Source organism: Pseudomonas sp. PvP025 (assembly GCF_017832155.1).
In the GTDB taxonomy this organism is placed as follows: Bacteria; Pseudomonadota; Gammaproteobacteria; order Pseudomonadales; family Pseudomonadaceae; genus Aquipseudomonas.
Map to the genome: position 1 here is coordinate 2,242,709 of NZ_JAFIBJ010000001.1, position 15,165 is coordinate 2,257,873.

Below are 15,165 nucleotides of genomic sequence, written 5' to 3' on the forward strand. Positions count from 1 at the left end.
TACAGATTCCGGTAAAGACAGGGCCGCGCATTCTACAACGGTTCGACTCGGCTTGCGGCCAGTGGATGTTCTCGTTATAAGTCTCGACACTTTTCGTGACAAGCCGCTTTTGCCGACCATGAGCCAAACCGAACCGCTAGACCAAGATCCCGTGTTCCAGCTGAAAGGCAGCATGCTCGCCATCACCGTGCTGGAACTGGCCCGCAACGACCTCGACGCCCTGGACCGCCAGCTCGCCGCCAAGGTCGTCCTCGCGCCGAACTTCTTCAACAATGCCCCGCTGGTACTGGCCCTGGACAAACTGCCCGCCGGTCAGGGCGCTGTCGACCTGCCCGGCCTGATGCGCGTCTGCCGCTCCCACGGTCTGCGCACCCTGGCGATTCGCGCCAGCCGGATCGAAGACATTGCCGCGGCCATCGCAATTGAATTGCCAGTACTGCCACCGTCCGGCGCACGCGAGCGTCCGCTGGATCCAGGCGAAGGCGAGGTGAAGAAAAAACCGGAAAAACCGGCGGAACCGCTGATCAAGCCTACAAAGATCATCACCACCCCCGTACGCGGCGGGCAGCAGATTTACGCCCAGGGCGGCGACCTTGTTGTAGTCTCCTCGGTCAGTCCCGGCGCGGAACTTCTCGCCGATGGCAACATCCATGTATACGGTCCGATGCGCGGCCGTGCGCTCGCCGGCATCAAGGGTGATACCAGGGCCCGTATTTTCTGCCAGCAGTTGACCGCTGAGCTGGTATCCATCGCGGGTCAGTACAAGGTTGCCGAAGATTTACGCCGCGACCCGCTGTGGGGGGCCGGGGTACAGGTCAGCCTGTCGGGCGATGTGTTGAACATCACCCGTCTTTAACGGATACTGCCGCATTTTCCAAGCATCTCTAGACTCTGATAGCAAAGCGAAACCGGCAATACTTGCGTAGGAATAACTGAAAGTTGGCGTCCCCCGTGGAAACCGAGTCTTTTTCCTACACAGGCTGTCCGCCTGCAGCGAGTTTCAAGAGATGTTTTTCAGGGGCTGAAAAGTCCTTTTTCCTTAGGGGTGAAACACCTTGGCCAAGATTCTCGTGGTTACATCCGGCAAGGGTGGTGTGGGTAAGACCACCACCAGCGCCGCTATCGGTACCGGCCTCGCACTGCGCGGCCACAAGACAGTCATCGTCGACTTCGACGTCGGTTTGCGTAACCTCGACCTGATCATGGGTTGCGAGCGCCGCGTGGTGTATGACTTCGTCAACGTGGTAAACGGCGAAGCCAACCTGCAACAGGCCCTGATCAAGGACAAGCGTCTTGAGAACCTGTACGTGCTGGCCGCCAGCCAGACCCGTGACAAGGACGCGCTGACCAAGGAAGGCGTAGGCAAAGTCCTCGCCGAACTGAAGGAAACCTTCGAATACGTGGTGTGCGACTCCCCGGCCGGTATCGAAACCGGTGCTCACCTGGCGATGTACTTCGCCGATGAAGCCATCGTGGTCACCAACCCGGAAGTGTCGTCGGTACGTGACTCGGACCGCATGCTCGGCCTGCTGGCCAGCAAGTCCCAGCGCGCCGAGAAAGGCGAAGAGCCGATCAAGGAACACCTGCTGCTCACCCGCTACAACCCTGAGCGCGTCAGCAATGGCGAAATGCTCGGCGTGGAAGACGTCAAGGACATCCTCGCGGTGACGCTGCTGGGTGTGATCCCCGAATCCCAGGCGGTGCTGAAGGCGTCCAACCAGGGCGTGCCGGTGATTCTCGATGACCAGAGCGACGCCGGCCAGGCCTACAGCGATGCGGTTGACCGCCTGTTGGGCAAGACCGTTGACCATCGCTTCCTCGACGTCAAGAAGAAGGGATTCTTCGAGCGTATCTTTGGAGGCAATTGAACAATGAAATTTCTCGACTTCTTTCGCGCCAACAAAAAGCCAAGTACCGCGTCGGTCGCGAAAGAGCGTCTACAGATCATCGTGGCGCACGAACGCGGCCAACGCAGCACCCCGGATTACCTGCCGGCCTTGCAGAAGGAACTGGTTGAAGTGATCCGCAAGTACGTCAATATCGGCAACGATGACGTGCATGTCGCCCTGGAAAACGACGGCAGTTGCTCGATTCTGGAACTCAATATCACCCTGCCTGATCGTTGATCGAACAGGCGGCCGCTGCGGCGGCTCGGTCACCTTGATCCCTGTAGGGGAACCGGGTGGTCGAGCCGCCGTTGGCGTTTGTTACGAGGCTGTTTAATGCCGCTGTCCAACATCCATATCCTGCATCAGGATGCCGCCGTCCTGGTGGTCAACAAACCTACCCTGCTGCTCTCGGTGCCCGGTCGGGCCGACGACAACAAAGACTGCCTGATCACCCGCCTGCAGGAAAACGGCTACCCCGAAGCGCGCATTGTGCATCGCCTGGACTGGGAAACCTCGGGGATCATCCTGCTGGCGCGGGACGCGGATTCCCATCGCGAACTGTCTCGCCAGTTTCACGACCGCGAAACAGAAAAAGCCTACACCGCCCTGGCCTGGGGCCAGCCGGCACTGGACAGCGGCAGCATCGACCTGCCCCTGCGCTATGACCCGCCGACCAAGCCGCGCCACGTGGTGGACCACGAATTCGGCAAGCACGCGCTGACCTTCTGGAAGGTGCTGGAACGTTGCGGCGACTGGTGCCGCGTGGAGCTGACACCCATCACCGGGCGCTCGCACCAGTTGCGCGTGCACATGCTCTCGATTGGCCATCCGTTGCTGGGCGATGGCCTGTACGCCCATGAACAGGCCCTGGCCGCATGGCCGCGCCTGTGCCTGCACGCGAGCATGTTGAGCTTTACGCATCCGCAGAGCGGCGAGCGGCTGCGCTTCGAGTGCCCCGCCCCGTTCTAAAGCTGCCAATGCATTAAAAATGTGGGAGGGGGCTTGCTCCCACATTTGTACTGTGCACTTCTGACAATCGGACGGTAAACTCCGCGCACTGCTGTCTGGAGCTATTTATGCGCGAAGCGTTGAATCAAGGCCTGATCGACTTTCTCAAGGCCTCCCCTACTCCCTTTCATGCCACTGCCGCCCTCGCCCAGCGTCTGGAAGCGGCCGGCTATCAGCGTCTCGACGAGCGCGACACCTGGGCCACCGAGGCCAACGGTCGCTACTACGTCACCCGTAACGACTCCTCGATCATCGCCTTCAAGCTCGGCCGTCAGTCGCCGCTGCAGGACGGCATCCGCATGGTCGGCGCCCACACCGACAGCCCGTGCCTGCGCGTCAAGCCTCAGCCCGAGTTGCAACGCCAGGGTTTCTGGCAGTTGGGCGTGGAAGTCTACGGCGGCGCACTGTTGGCACCGTGGTTCGACCGCGACCTGTCGCTGGCCGGCCGCGTGACCTTCCGCCGCGACGGCAAGGTCGAGAGCCAATTGATCGACTTCAAGCTGCCGATTGCCATCATTCCCAACCTGGCCATTCACCTGAACCGTGAAGCCAACCAGGGCTGGGCGATCAATGCCCAGACCGAATTGCCGCCGATCCTCGCGCAGTTTGCCGGTGACGAGCGTGTGGACTTTCGCGCCGTGCTCACCGATCAACTGGCCCGCGAACACGGCTTGAACGCCGATGTGGTGCTTGACTACGAGCTGAGTTTCTACGACACCCAAAGCGCGGCCGTGATTGGCCTGCACGGCGACTTCATCGCCGGCGCGCGCCTGGACAACCTGCTGTCGTGCTACGCCGGCTTGCAGGCCCTGCTCACCAGCGACAGCGACGAAACCTGCGTGCTGGTGTGCAACGACCACGAAGAAGTCGGCTCCTGCTCGGCCTGCGGTGCCGATGGCCCGATGCTCGAGCAGACCCTGCGCCGCCTGTTGCCCGAAGGCGAAGCGTTCGTGCGCACCCTCCAGAAATCACTGCTGGTGTCGGCGGACAACGCCCACGGCGTGCACCCCAACTATGCGGAAAAGCACGACGCCAACCACGGCCCCAAGCTCAATGCCGGCCCGGTGATCAAAGTCAACAGCAACCAGCGCTATGCCACCAACAGCGAAACCGCAGGCTTCTTCCGCCACCTGTGCATGGCCCAGGAAGTGCCGGTGCAGAGCTTCGTGGTGCGCAGCGACATGGGCTGCGGCTCGACCATCGGCCCGATCACTGCCAGTCACCTGGGCGTGCGCACCGTAGACATCGGCCTGCCGACATTCGCCATGCATTCGATCCGCGAGCTGTGCGGCAGCCATGACCTGGCGCATCTGGTGAAGGTACTCGGCGCGTTCTACAGCAGTCGCGACCTGCCCTGATGTGGAAGGGGGCTTGCCCCCTCCCTCAGAGATTCTGTGTGCACCTGACCTGCACTGTCGTGCACAAGACTTTCGCCAAACTGGCCGAATGCCGCGTGCAATCGTACACTCGGGCCACTCGTCGTTTTCAAGGTTGACCGCCTCGTGCTTTCCCGTCTGTTTGCCCTGCCCTGTTACCTGTTGATCGCCCTGCTCACTCTGCTGCCGCTCTCACCTGCGCAGGCCGTGGGCCTGCCCGGCCTGCTGGGCAGCGGTACCAAGACCCAACCCCAGGCAGAAGTGCCGCTGGGCCAGTCGCTGGACGAGGTGATCAAGACCCTCGAAAACGACCAGCAGCGCACTCAACTGCTGAGCGATCTGAAGAAACTGCGTGCCGCCACGCAAAAGGCCCAGCCGGCGGCCGAGCAAGGCGTGCTGGGGTTGATCGGCAGTACGTTGACGGGCCTCGAATCACAGTTTTCCGGGGCTGACAGCCCGCTGGGACGCTGGTCCAGTGAAGTCGACCAGGCCAGGGACGAATTGAGCGCCCTGATGCTGCCGGCCACTGAATGGCTGCCGATCATCTTTGGTTTCGCCTTGATCCTTGCGCTGTGGAGCCTGTTGGCTGCCGCGCTGATCTGGCTGAGCCACCGCCTGCGCGAGCGCTTTGGCCTGCCCGAGGAACTGCCGCAACACCCGCGCACCTGGGACATGCTGCGCTTCGCCCTGCGCAAGCTCGGCCCGTGGCTGATCGCACTGGTGATCACCGTGTACCTGAGCTACGCGCTGCCCTCGTCGCTGGGTAAATCCCTGGCGATGGTGCTGGCCTATGCGTTGGTGGTGGGCACCTGTTTCTCGGCGATCTGCGTGATTGCCTTTTCCCTGCTCGATGGCCCGCATCGCCATCGCGCGCTGTACATCCTGCGCCACCAGGCCTTCCGCCCGTTGTGGCTGATCGGCAGTTTCGCTGCGTTCGGCGAAGCCTTGAGCGACCCACGCATGATGCAGGCCCTCGGACAGCACCTGGCCCATACCGCCGCGACTGTGGCGAATGTGATGGCCGCGCTGTCCACCGGCGTGTTTATCCTGCGCTTTCGCCGGCCGATTGCGCACCTGATCCGTAACCAGCCGCTGTCGCGCCGCCTTAATCGCCGCGCCATCAGCGACACCCTGTCGATCATCGGCTCGTTCTGGTATCTCCCGGCACTGCTGCTGGTGGGCATCTCGCTGTTCGCCACGTTCCTGTCTGCCGGCGACACCAGCACCGCCCTGCGCCAATCGCTGCTGTGCACGGTGTTGCTGGTGTTGTGCATGGTCATCAACGGTCTGGTGCGCCGCCACGCCCTCAAGCCGATGCGCGGGCACAAGCGCCATGCGCTGTACTCCGAGCGCCTGAAAAACTTCGTCTACACCCTGGCCCACCTCGCGGTGTGGCTGGTGTTCATCGAACTGGGCCTGCGGGTATGGGGCCTGTCGCTGATTCGCTTTACCGAAGGCGACGGCCATGAAATCAGCGTCAAGCTGTTCGGCCTGGGCGGCACGCTGCTGTTTGCCTGGCTGATCTGGATCCTCAGCGACACCGCGATCCATCACGCCCTGACCCGCTCGCGCAAGGGCCTGGCCAATGCACGTGCGCAGACCATGATGCCGTTGATCCGCAACGTGCTGTTCGTGACCATCTTCATCATCGCTGCCATCGTCGCCCTGGCGAACATGGGCATGAACGTCACGCCACTGCTGGCCGGTGCCGGTGTGATCGGCCTGGCCATCGGTTTTGGCGCGCAGTCGCTGGTGGCAGACCTGATCACCGGCTTGTTCATCATCATCGAAGACTCCCTGGCCATCGATGACTACGTGGACGTCGGCGGCCATCTCGGTACCGTCGAGGGCCTGACCATCCGCACCGTGCGCCTGCGCGACATCGACGGTATCGTGCACACCATCCCGTTCAGCGAAATCAAAAGCATCAAGAACTACTCGCGGGAGTTCGGCTACGCGATCTTCCGTGTGGCGATCCCCTACAACATGGAAATCGACGACGCGATCAAGCTGATGCGCGACGTCGGCCAGAAGATGCGCAACGACCCGCTGCAACGGCGCAATATCTGGTCGCCGCTGGAGATTCAGGGGGTGGAGAGTTTCGAGTCGGGCAGCGCGATCCTGCGCGCGCGGTTCAAGACCGCGCCGATCAAACAATGGGAGGTGTCGCGAGCGTTCAACCTGGCGCTCAAGCGGCAGCTGGACGAGGCCGGAATGGATCTGGCGACGCCGCGCTTGAGTGTGCAGGTGGTGACGGCGGGATTGGAAAAAGACAAGTCGCAAGGCAGCACGAATTAAAGGTTGGTGGGGCTCGCTCCTGATGGCTGAGTGTCAGCCGCTGTATGCATTGCTGACCCATCGCTATCGGGAGCAAGCCCCCTCCCACATTTTGATCTGTGGTGCCTAGGCCAACGCGGCGCCATCCATCTTCTGGCGCAGGCTCAACGGGCGCATGTCGGTCCAGGTTTCTTCGATGTAAGCCAGGCACTCCTTCTTGAAACCGCTCTTGCCCACAGTGCGCCAGCCTTCCGGCACGGCTTTGTAGTCAGGCCAGATGGAATACTGTTCTTCGTGGTTGACCACTACCTGAAACAGGATGTCGTCGCGGTCAAATACTGAGGTCATTGCTGTTCTCCATCGCTCAAAGGCTGGCTGCGCACCACGCGCAGCGCTGATATCTGTAGAAACGTACCGGCCGTGGAAAAAATTAGAGGCCGGCGACGGCCGCTGCCAGGGCGCGGCCGAAGAGGTCGGCAACGCGGTCGACCTCGGCAGCGGTAATCACCAGCGGCGGCAGAAAGCGCACCACGCTGCCATGGCGCCCGCCCAGTTCCAGGATCAGCCCACGCTTGAGGCATTCGCGCTGCACCAGCGGCGCCAACTCGCGATGCACCGGCGGATGGCCCTGGCTATCGGGCGCACCAAGTGGGTCGACCAGCTCCACCCCCAGCATCAGCCCGCGGCCGCGAATATCGCCCAGGTGCGGGTAATCGCGCTGCAGGATGCGCAAGTGCTCGCCGAGGCGCTCGCCCATCGCCGTCGCGTGGGCCGGCAGGTCGTGTTCCTTGAGGTAGCGCATCACCGCCGACCCCGCCGCCATGGCCATCTGATTACCGCGAAACGTACCGGCATGGGCGCCCGGCAGCCAGGTGTCGAGCCAGTCGCGATACACCACCACCGCCAGCGGCAGGCTGCCGCCGATGGCCTTGGACAGCACCACCACGTCCGGGATGATGCCTGCGTGTTCAAAGGCGAACATCTTGCCGGTGCGGCCAAAACCGCTCTGGATTTCATCGACAATCAACGCAACCCCTGCCTGCTGGGTGATGCGGCGCAAGCCACGCAGCCAGTCGAGATCGGCCGGGATCACACCGCCTTCGCCCTGCACCACTTCGACAATCACCGCCGCCGGCAGCAGCACCCCGGCTTCGGGATCGTTGAGCAAATTCTCCAGGTAATGCAGGTTGACCCGCACACCCTCCGCGCCACCCAGGCCGAACGGGCAACGGTAGTCATAGGGATAAGGCAGAAATTGCACGCCATTGCCGAGCAACGCACCCAAGGGTTTTTTCGGCCCCAGGCTGCCCATCAGGCTCAGCGCACCCTGGCTCATGCCGTGGTAACCGCCCTGGAACGACAGCACCGTGCTGCGCCCGGTGGCGGTGCGCACCAGCTTCAACGCCGCTTCCACCGCATCAGTGCCGGTGGGGCCGCAGAACTGGATTTTCGCTTCCCGCGCCAGCTCGGCCGGCAGCAGCCCGAACAGGTCCTGCACGAACTGATCCTTGACCGGCGTGGTGAGGTCCAGGGTGTGCAATGGCAACTCATCGGCCAGCACCTGCTGGATCGCCTCGATCACCACCGGGTGGTTATGCCCCAACGCCAGCGTGCCGGCGCCGGCCAGGCAATCGATGAAGCTGCGGCCCTCAACGTCTTCCACGTAGATACCCTTGGCCCGCTTGAGCGCCAGAGGAATGCGCCGGGGGTAACTGCGCGCGTTGGATTCCTGTTGGCGCTGGCGGGCCAGGAGTGGGGTTTCGTCGAACTGGTAGAGCGTTTCGGCGGGGTGCGCCGGGGTGGTTTCGATACGGCTGGTAGCGACTGACATCTTTCGAATCCCTCAATACGCTGTTTGGTTGCTTGAGTTGGAGACGCTTGAGGGTGGGGGGGATTTAGGGGGCTTTTTCGGTTAGTTGGGTGTATATCCCGCTCTTGCCCCACCACTCGGCACCTCGCCTGCGTGCGGCCAGCGTGGTTGACGGGGCGCCTGAGATCAAAAGCCGCGTGATATCCATCAGACCAATGGAAATCCAAATGTGGGAGGGGGCTTGCCCCCGATGGCAGTGGGTCAGCGACCAATAAGCTGACTGACACTCAGCCATCGGGAGCAAGCCCCCTCCCCCATGTTGTCTTCGAAGTGAACCGCCGCAAGGGCGGAACCCTAAGCCGCCGTGACCTGAATAACGGATATACCCCCCATCAAAGCCCCCGATACTTCTCATTCAGGGCATACAAAATCGCACACGTCTCAGCATCCAAAACCCCACCATAATCCCGCCCCCGAAAATGCATCTGAAACGCCCGCGTCCGAAGCTCAAACCCCTGACGATTCGCCGCCGCCTTGTAGCCATACCGCTGAAACGCCCGCTCCAACTCCACCTCCGGCGGCAACCCGAGGTTGAAACGCCGCAGATACATTCTGCGGGTCGCCTCATCAAACCAGGCACCCACCCCCGCCTCGAACAAACACCGCCACGGCAACTGCGGCCCTGGATCACTCTTGCGCCAATACGCCACATCCGAATGCCCAAGAATGTCGGTCGGCCCCATCTGTGGGTACCGCCCAAGCACATCGCGCACCAGCGCAATCAATGCCTGCACTTGCTCCGGCGCATACGCAGGAAACGTGAACACCCCCTTGTCATCCCGCGCCAGGTTGACGATCTCCACACCAATCGAACGACTGTTGAGGTTGTCCCGCCCACCCCAATGGCTCACCCCGGCATGCCACGCCCGCTGGTCTTCCTCTACCAGGCGAAACACGCGCAACTCGTCATACCCGGCGCAGCGATAGCCGGATTCGTTCGGGTCGGGCAACAGGTAGTGGGCGCTCACCCCATCCTGGGTCAGGGTGCGCAACGAGGAGGCAAACGGCGCGGCGGTGTAGTGCAGGATTACCTGCTGCACCTGCTCGCCGTTGCGCTGATTGAAACCCGTGGCGGGGAAACTGCTGTCAATGACCAACATAAGAACCATCCTTTTCAATACAGGCCGAATCGTTCAGCCCGTTCAAGCGCAAAAAAATTACCGCCATCCTGAAGGCTTGAACCCCAGGATGGCGGTAACTATCTGGCACCTGAAAAAACAATCAACGCCGCAGCGGCATGCCCAGTTCGACGCGCAAACCATCCGGCTGGCTGTCGAATTTCAATGAGCAGGAACAGCGCTGCACGATCGCCTGCACGATTGCCAGGCCCAGGCCACAGCCTTCGCTGTTGCCGTTGCGCCAGAAGCGCTGGGTCAGGTACTGCAGGTCTTCGCTGGAGATCTGCTTGCCATGGTCACGCACGCGAAAGATCACGCAGTCGGCGGCGGTCAGCACACTGAGTTCCACGCGGGTATCCGCCGGAGTATGGCGCAGGGCATTGTCGAGCAGGTTGCGCAGCGCGGCGACCGCCAGGCCCACCGGCATTTCCACCGGGGCGGCCGAGAGGTTGTCCGGCAGGATCAGGTCGATACGCCTGTTGTCACCGGCATTCGCATCCTGGATCGCCAGCCTGGCGACCTCTTCGGCGCTGGACTGCACACCATCGTCGAACGACAGGCTGCCCTCCACCCGCGCCAGCAGCAGCAATTGCTCGAGGGTGCGGTGCAGGCGGTCGGCGCCTGCCTCGGCATGGGCCAGCGACTGGTCGCGAGCCGCACCATCGGTCATGCGGGCCACTTGCAGGTGGGTCTTGATCGCCGTCAGCGGGCTGCGCAATTCGTGGGCGGCGTCGCCGGTGAGGCGGCGCTCCCGCTCGATGGTCTTGGCAATACGCTGCAACAGTTGGTTCTGCGTGTCGAGCAGCGGTTTGAGTTCGCTGGGCAACGGGTGAATCTGCAACGGCTCGAGGGAGTCGGCACTGCGCCGCATCAAGGCATCACGCATACGATTGAGCGGCAGCAGGCTCTGGCCGATGCCCAGCCATAACAGGCACAGACACCCCAGCATCGCCGCACCCACCGGCACCGAGGCCGCCAGCAGGATCGACGTGTTCAACGCTTCGCGCTCCGCATGGCGGTCGGCGGTGGTGATCAACAGGTCGCCACGGCTGAGGGTAAAACTGCGCCAGGCCACGCCGTCGATCAGCTGGTCACGAAAGCCGCTCTGGTGCGACTCCAGGCCCTCATCCGGGGTGGTGTGGCTGCGCGCGAGGACTTCCCCGCGCAAGGAGCTGACCTGACAGGCCATGCCACCGGGCACATGCAGGTGTTCGGCGCTGAAACGCGCGCCGCCACTGACACTGGCCAGGCCCGGCATCTGCTCGGTCAGCCCCGCCACCATGCGCGCCGATGCGACCAGACGCTGGTCGAGGGAAAACATCATCTGGTTACGCAGGTCGTTGAGCATCCAGGTCGCCGCCAGCGCCCAGATCAACACAAAAGCAGCGCCCAGCTTGAACGTCAGGCGCAGGCGCAGGCTTTTCACGAAACCTTCTCTCCCTCATCAGGGCGACCTTCATCGGCAGCGCCCAAACGATAGCCAAGGCCACGCACCGTCTCGACGATGCCATTGCCCAATTTGCGCCGCAGGTGATGGATATGCACATTGAGCGCGTTGCTTTCCAGCTCGTCGCTGAAACCGTAGACGCTGTCCTTGAGCTGTTCGCTGGAAAGCACCCGGCCCTTGTTGTGCAGCAGGGCCTGCAACAACGCCTGCTCGCGGCGCGACAGGTCCACCGGCTGGCCGCCGAGGAAAGTCTCGCGGCTGCTGGGGTCGTAGGCCAGGCGGCCATGTTCGATCAGGTTGACGCTGCGCCCCGCCACCCGGCGCAGCAGGGTTTGCAGGCGGGCGGCGAGTTCACGCAGGTCGAAGGGTTTGAGCAGGTAGTCGTCGGCACCCGCTTGCAGGCCGTCGACACGGTTGGTCACCGAATCCCGTGCGGTGAGGATCAGCACCGGGATTTCCAGGCCCTGGCTGCGCTGTTGCTGCAGCAGCTTGAGACCGTCTTCGTCGGGCAGGCCAAGGTCGAGCACCATGATGTCGAACGCTGCTGCCTTGAGCATCGCCCGCGCCGCGCCGGCGCTCGCCACGCGCTCCACGGTGAAGCCCTGGGCGGTGAGACCGGCCACGATGCCGCTGGCGATCAGTTCATCGTCTTCACAGACCAGTACGTGCATGCTGAACCCTTCATGAAAGATGGCGTGATTAGAGAATGCAGGGATTAAGCGCGCATTATGCCGCCAATGTTGGCAACACCCGCTGATCCGTACACTCTAGAATAGCGCCCGGTTAATCATCGGTTAATCAACGCCACACATTGTGTGCCTCAACTTGTACGGGATTAAGGCTTGACCATGCGGCATCTGTTTACCTTTTTGCTGGTAATGCTTGCGGGATTGGCCCAGGCCTCGCCTGGCAACCCTTTCGACACCAAACCCGATTTCCTCCCGGTGGGCAAGGCGTTCACCTTTACTTCCGAGCGCCTGGAAAGTGGCGAGACCCAGCTGTATTGGCAGATTGCCGACGGTTATTACCTGTACCAGCAACGCATGAAGTTCGAAGGCCTGGCCGAAAAGCCGACGCTGCCCAAGGGCGAGGCCCATAGCGACGAGTTCTTCGGCGAGCAGGAGGTGTATCGCCAGGGCCTGGAAGTGAAGATCCCCGCCGGTGCCACCGGCCAGCTCAAGCTCGGCTGGCAGGGCTGCGCCGATGCGGGCCTGTGCTACCCGCCGCAATCGATCACCGTCGACCTGGGCGGCAACCCGGCCGTAGCCGCCACCGCCCAGGCTCAGGACCAGAGCCTGGCCAGCGGCCTGCAAGAGCGCAGCCTGGGCTGGAGTGTGCTGGCGTTCTTCGGCCTGGGCCTGTTGCTGGCGTTTGCCCCGTGTTCATTGCCGATGCTGCCGATTCTTGCCGGGCTGGTGGTGGGCAGTGGCGCCAGCCCACGTCGTGGCCTGGCCCTGGCCGGCAGCTACGTGGTGTGCATGGCGCTGGTGTATGCCGCGCTGGGCGTGCTGGCCGCACTCGCCGGCGGCAACCTCGCCGCGTTGTTGCAAACCCCGTGGATCCTCGGCAGTTTCGCCGCCCTGTTTGTGATCCTCGCCCTGCCGATGTTCGGCTTCTTTGAACTGCAATTGCCGACCTTCCTGCGTGACCGCCTGGACAACGCCAGCCGCCAGCAAAGCGGTGGCAGCCTGGTGGGCGCCGGCATCCTCGGCGCCTTGTCCGGGCTGCTGGTGGGCCCGTGCATGACCGCGCCACTGGCCGGCGCGCTGCTCTATATCGCCCAGAGCGGCAATGCGCTGCATGGTGGTCTGATCCTGTTCGCCATGGGCATCGGCATCGGTGTGCCGCTGTTGCTGCTGGTGACCGTGGGCAACCGCTTCCTGCCCAAACCGGGCACCTGGATGAACGTGCTCAAGGGCATCTTCGGTTTCCTGTTTCTGGGCACGGCCGTGCTGATGATTCGCCCAGTGGTCGGCGACAGCCTGTGGCTTGGCCTGTGGGGCGCACTGGCGCTGGTGATGGCCTACTGCGGCTGGGGCCTGGCCCGTGAATACGGTCTGGCCGCCAAGGTATTTGGCGCCGGCTCCGTGGTGCTGGGCCTGTGGGGTGCGGTACTGGTGGTGGGTGCAGCCGGTGGCAGCGACGACCTGTGGCAACCGTTGAGCGTCTACAGCGGCTCGCGCGCCGCTACCGCCGAGGCACACGACGCCTTCACCACGATCAACGACCCGGTCGCCCTGCAAAATCAGCTCGACAGCGCCAGGGCCCAGGGCCAGTGGGTGCTGGTGGACTACTACGCCGACTGGTGCGTGTCGTGCAAGATCATGGAAAAACAGGTGTTCGGCAACGCCGAGGTGATGCAGGCCCTCAAGGACGTGCGCCTGCTGCGCCTGGACGTCACCGCCGACAACGCCGCCAGCCGCGAACTGCTCGGCCGCTACAAGGTGCCGGGGCCGCCAAGCTTCGTGTGGATCGGCCCCGACGGTGAAGAACGCCGCGCCCGGCGCATCACCGGTGAAGTCGACGCCGACGCCTTCCTGCAACGCTGGACTCAGACCCGGGACGCCCGCTGATGCTGACCCTGACCATCGGCACCTTCGCCATCGCGCTGAATCACATCCTGCTGATCAGCGCGCTGATTCTCGCCACCCTGGTGGGCTGGCGTGTGGCCAAGCGTGGCGGTGAGAACCCCGAGTCGGTGCTGTTCAGCCTGTTTCTGCTGGGCATGCTCGCGGCGCGGGTGAGCTTCGTGCTGATGTACTGGAGTGACTATCGCAGCGACTGGCTGCAGATGGTTGACCTGCGCGACGGCGGTTTTCTCGCCTGGCCCGGCATCATCGCGCTGGTGCTTGCCGCCCTCGCCTACGGCTGGCGCCGCCCGGCCCTGCGCAAGCCGCTGAGCGCGGGCGTCATCACCGGGCTGTTGTTCTGGGGCATCACCAGCCTGTCGCTGAACCTCTACGACAAGGGTTCGCAACTGCCCTCGATCACCCTGCGCACTGCCGATGGCCAGGAGGTGCAACTTGCCGATTACAAGGGCGGCCCGCTGGTGATCAACCTGTGGGCCACCTGGTGCCCGCCGTGCCGTCGCGAAATGCCGGTGCTGGAACGCGCGCAACACCAACGGCCGGACGTGACGTTCCTGTTCGTCAACCAGGCCGAAAGCATGCAAAGCGTCAGCACCTTCCTGGCCACCCAGGGCCTGACCCTCGATAACGTGCTGTTCGATGCCAGCGGCCGTCTCGGCCAGGCCGTGGGCTCCATGGCCTTGCCGACCACCTTGTTCTACCAAGCCGATGGGCGCCTGATCAACAGCCACCTGGGCGAGTTGTCCCAAGCCAGCCTGGCCCGCGCCATGGAACCCTTCGACACTGCACCGCAAAGGAAACCGACATGCCAAGCCTCCGCCACCTGCTGACCCTGCTGCCGCTGACGCTCGCGGCCACCCTGGCCCAGGCCGAAGACTGGCCGGCCCCGATCAAACAGATCGAAGCCAAGGGCGCAAAGATCCTCGGCAAGTTCGACGCCCCCAGCGGCCTGACCGGCTACGCCGCGCAATACCAGAACCGCGGGATGGCCCTGTACCTGACCGCCGACGGCAACAGCGTGCTCGCCGGCAACCTGTACGACGCACAGGGCAATGACCTGAGCAGCGCGCCCCTGGAAAAACTGGTGTACGCGCCGATGGCCAAGGAAGTATGGGCCAAGATGGAAAAAAGCAGCTGGATCCAGGATGGCGATAAAAACGCGCCGCGCACCGTTTACCTGTTCAGCGACCCCAACTGCCCGTACTGCAACATGTTCTGGGAGCAGGCACGCCCGTGGGTAAACGCCGGCAAGGTGCAGTTGCGCCACATCATGGTCGGGATTATTCGCGAGGACAGCCCCGGAAAATCCGCGGCCCTGTTCGCCGCCAAGGATCCGCAAAAAGCCTTGGAGGAACACGAGGCTGCCGGCAAGGCCAGCAAGTTGCAGGCGCTGGACAAAATCCCGGCCACTATCGAGGCCAAGCTCGACGCCAACATGAAGCTGATGGAAGAGCTGGAGTTATCGGCAACGCCGGCTATTTTCTACCTGGATGACAAAGGCGGCCTGCAACAACAGCAAGGCGCCCCGTCGCCGGACAAGTTGGCGAAGATACTTGGGCCCAAATAGGCGGCGTCCGGGCTGACGCTATCGG

14 protein-coding genes are annotated in these 15,165 nt (G+C 63.1%); 9 read left to right on the plus strand and 5 right to left on the minus strand.

The features are described from left to right. The first annotated feature begins 118 nt into the window (after positions 1–118). The 6 genes from minC (at position 119) to JOE32_RS09300 (ending at position 6,571) form a co-directional block, all read left to right on the plus strand. Positions 119–856: a septum site-determining protein MinC gene (minC, locus tag JOE32_RS09275; protein ID WP_209983379.1), complete on the plus strand. Its 738-nt coding sequence runs from the start codon at positions 119–121 to the stop codon at positions 854–856. 199 nt (positions 857–1,055) lie between these two features. Continuing rightward, the gene (minD, locus tag JOE32_RS09280) at positions 1,056–1,868 is read left to right on the plus strand and encodes a septum site-determining protein MinD (RefSeq protein WP_057008132.1); all 813 of its coding nucleotides are present in this window, start codon (positions 1,056–1,058) and stop codon (positions 1,866–1,868) included. A gap of 3 nt (positions 1,869–1,871) precedes the next feature. Beyond that, positions 1,872–2,126: a cell division topological specificity factor MinE gene (minE, locus tag JOE32_RS09285; RefSeq protein WP_003175252.1), complete on the plus strand. Its 255-nt coding sequence runs from the start codon at positions 1,872–1,874 to the stop codon at positions 2,124–2,126. A 96-nt stretch (positions 2,127–2,222) separates the two neighbouring features. Further along, positions 2,223–2,858, plus strand: coding sequence for an RluA family pseudouridine synthase (locus JOE32_RS09290; RefSeq protein WP_209983381.1), 636 nt, complete (start codon positions 2,223–2,225; stop codon positions 2,856–2,858). A gap of 107 nt (positions 2,859–2,965) precedes the next feature. Next, positions 2,966–4,255, plus strand: coding sequence for a M18 family aminopeptidase (locus tag JOE32_RS09295; protein WP_209983383.1), 1,290 nt, complete (start codon positions 2,966–2,968; stop codon positions 4,253–4,255). 144 nt (positions 4,256–4,399) lie between these two features. Continuing rightward, the gene (locus JOE32_RS09300; protein ID WP_209983385.1) at positions 4,400–6,571 is read left to right on the plus strand and encodes a mechanosensitive ion channel domain-containing protein; all 2,172 of its coding nucleotides are present in this window, start codon (positions 4,400–4,402) and stop codon (positions 6,569–6,571) included. Positions 6,572–6,676: 105 nt separating this feature from the next. Here JOE32_RS09300 and JOE32_RS09305 read toward each other — a convergent pair whose 3' ends face one another. From JOE32_RS09305 to JOE32_RS09325, 5 genes are all read right to left on the minus strand, one after another. Next, entirely contained in the window at positions 6,677–6,898 is a 222-nt protein-coding gene (locus JOE32_RS09305; RefSeq protein ID WP_057008136.1) for an MbtH family protein, read from the minus strand. An 82-nt stretch (positions 6,899–6,980) separates the two neighbouring features. Then, entirely contained in the window at positions 6,981–8,381 is a 1,401-nt protein-coding gene (locus JOE32_RS09310) for an aspartate aminotransferase family protein (protein ID WP_209983387.1), read from the minus strand. Between the two features lie 371 nt (positions 8,382–8,752). Further along, entirely contained in the window at positions 8,753–9,520 is a 768-nt protein-coding gene (locus JOE32_RS09315; RefSeq protein ID WP_209983389.1) for an N-acetylmuramoyl-L-alanine amidase, read from the minus strand. 121 nt (positions 9,521–9,641) lie between these two features. Beyond that, positions 9,642–10,964: an ATP-binding protein gene (locus JOE32_RS09320; RefSeq protein ID WP_209983391.1), complete on the minus strand. Its 1,323-nt coding sequence runs from the start codon at positions 10,962–10,964 to the stop codon at positions 9,642–9,644. Beyond that, positions 10,961–11,656: a response regulator gene (locus JOE32_RS09325; RefSeq protein ID WP_209983393.1), complete on the minus strand. Its 696-nt coding sequence runs from the start codon at positions 11,654–11,656 to the stop codon at positions 10,961–10,963. The genes JOE32_RS09320 and JOE32_RS09325 overlap by 4 nt, the downstream gene beginning before the upstream one ends. Before the next feature lie 177 nt (positions 11,657–11,833). Between JOE32_RS09325 and dsbD the strand changes: the two genes are divergently transcribed. From dsbD to dsbG, 3 genes are read left to right on the plus strand one after another with little or no spacing between them, the layout of a single operon-like run. Further along, positions 11,834–13,558, plus strand: coding sequence for a protein-disulfide reductase DsbD (dsbD, locus tag JOE32_RS09330; protein ID WP_209983395.1), 1,725 nt, complete (start codon positions 11,834–11,836; stop codon positions 13,556–13,558). Further along, positions 13,558–14,403, plus strand: a complete 846-nt coding sequence (locus JOE32_RS09335) for a TlpA disulfide reductase family protein (protein ID WP_209983397.1) — start codon at positions 13,558–13,560, stop codon at positions 14,401–14,403. The genes dsbD and JOE32_RS09335 overlap by 1 nt, the downstream gene beginning before the upstream one ends. Then, positions 14,379–15,140, plus strand: coding sequence for a thiol:disulfide interchange protein DsbG (dsbG, locus tag JOE32_RS09340; protein ID WP_209983399.1), 762 nt, complete (start codon positions 14,379–14,381; stop codon positions 15,138–15,140). The genes JOE32_RS09335 and dsbG overlap by 25 nt, the downstream gene beginning before the upstream one ends. The last annotated feature ends 25 nt before the right edge of the window (positions 15,141–15,165 follow it).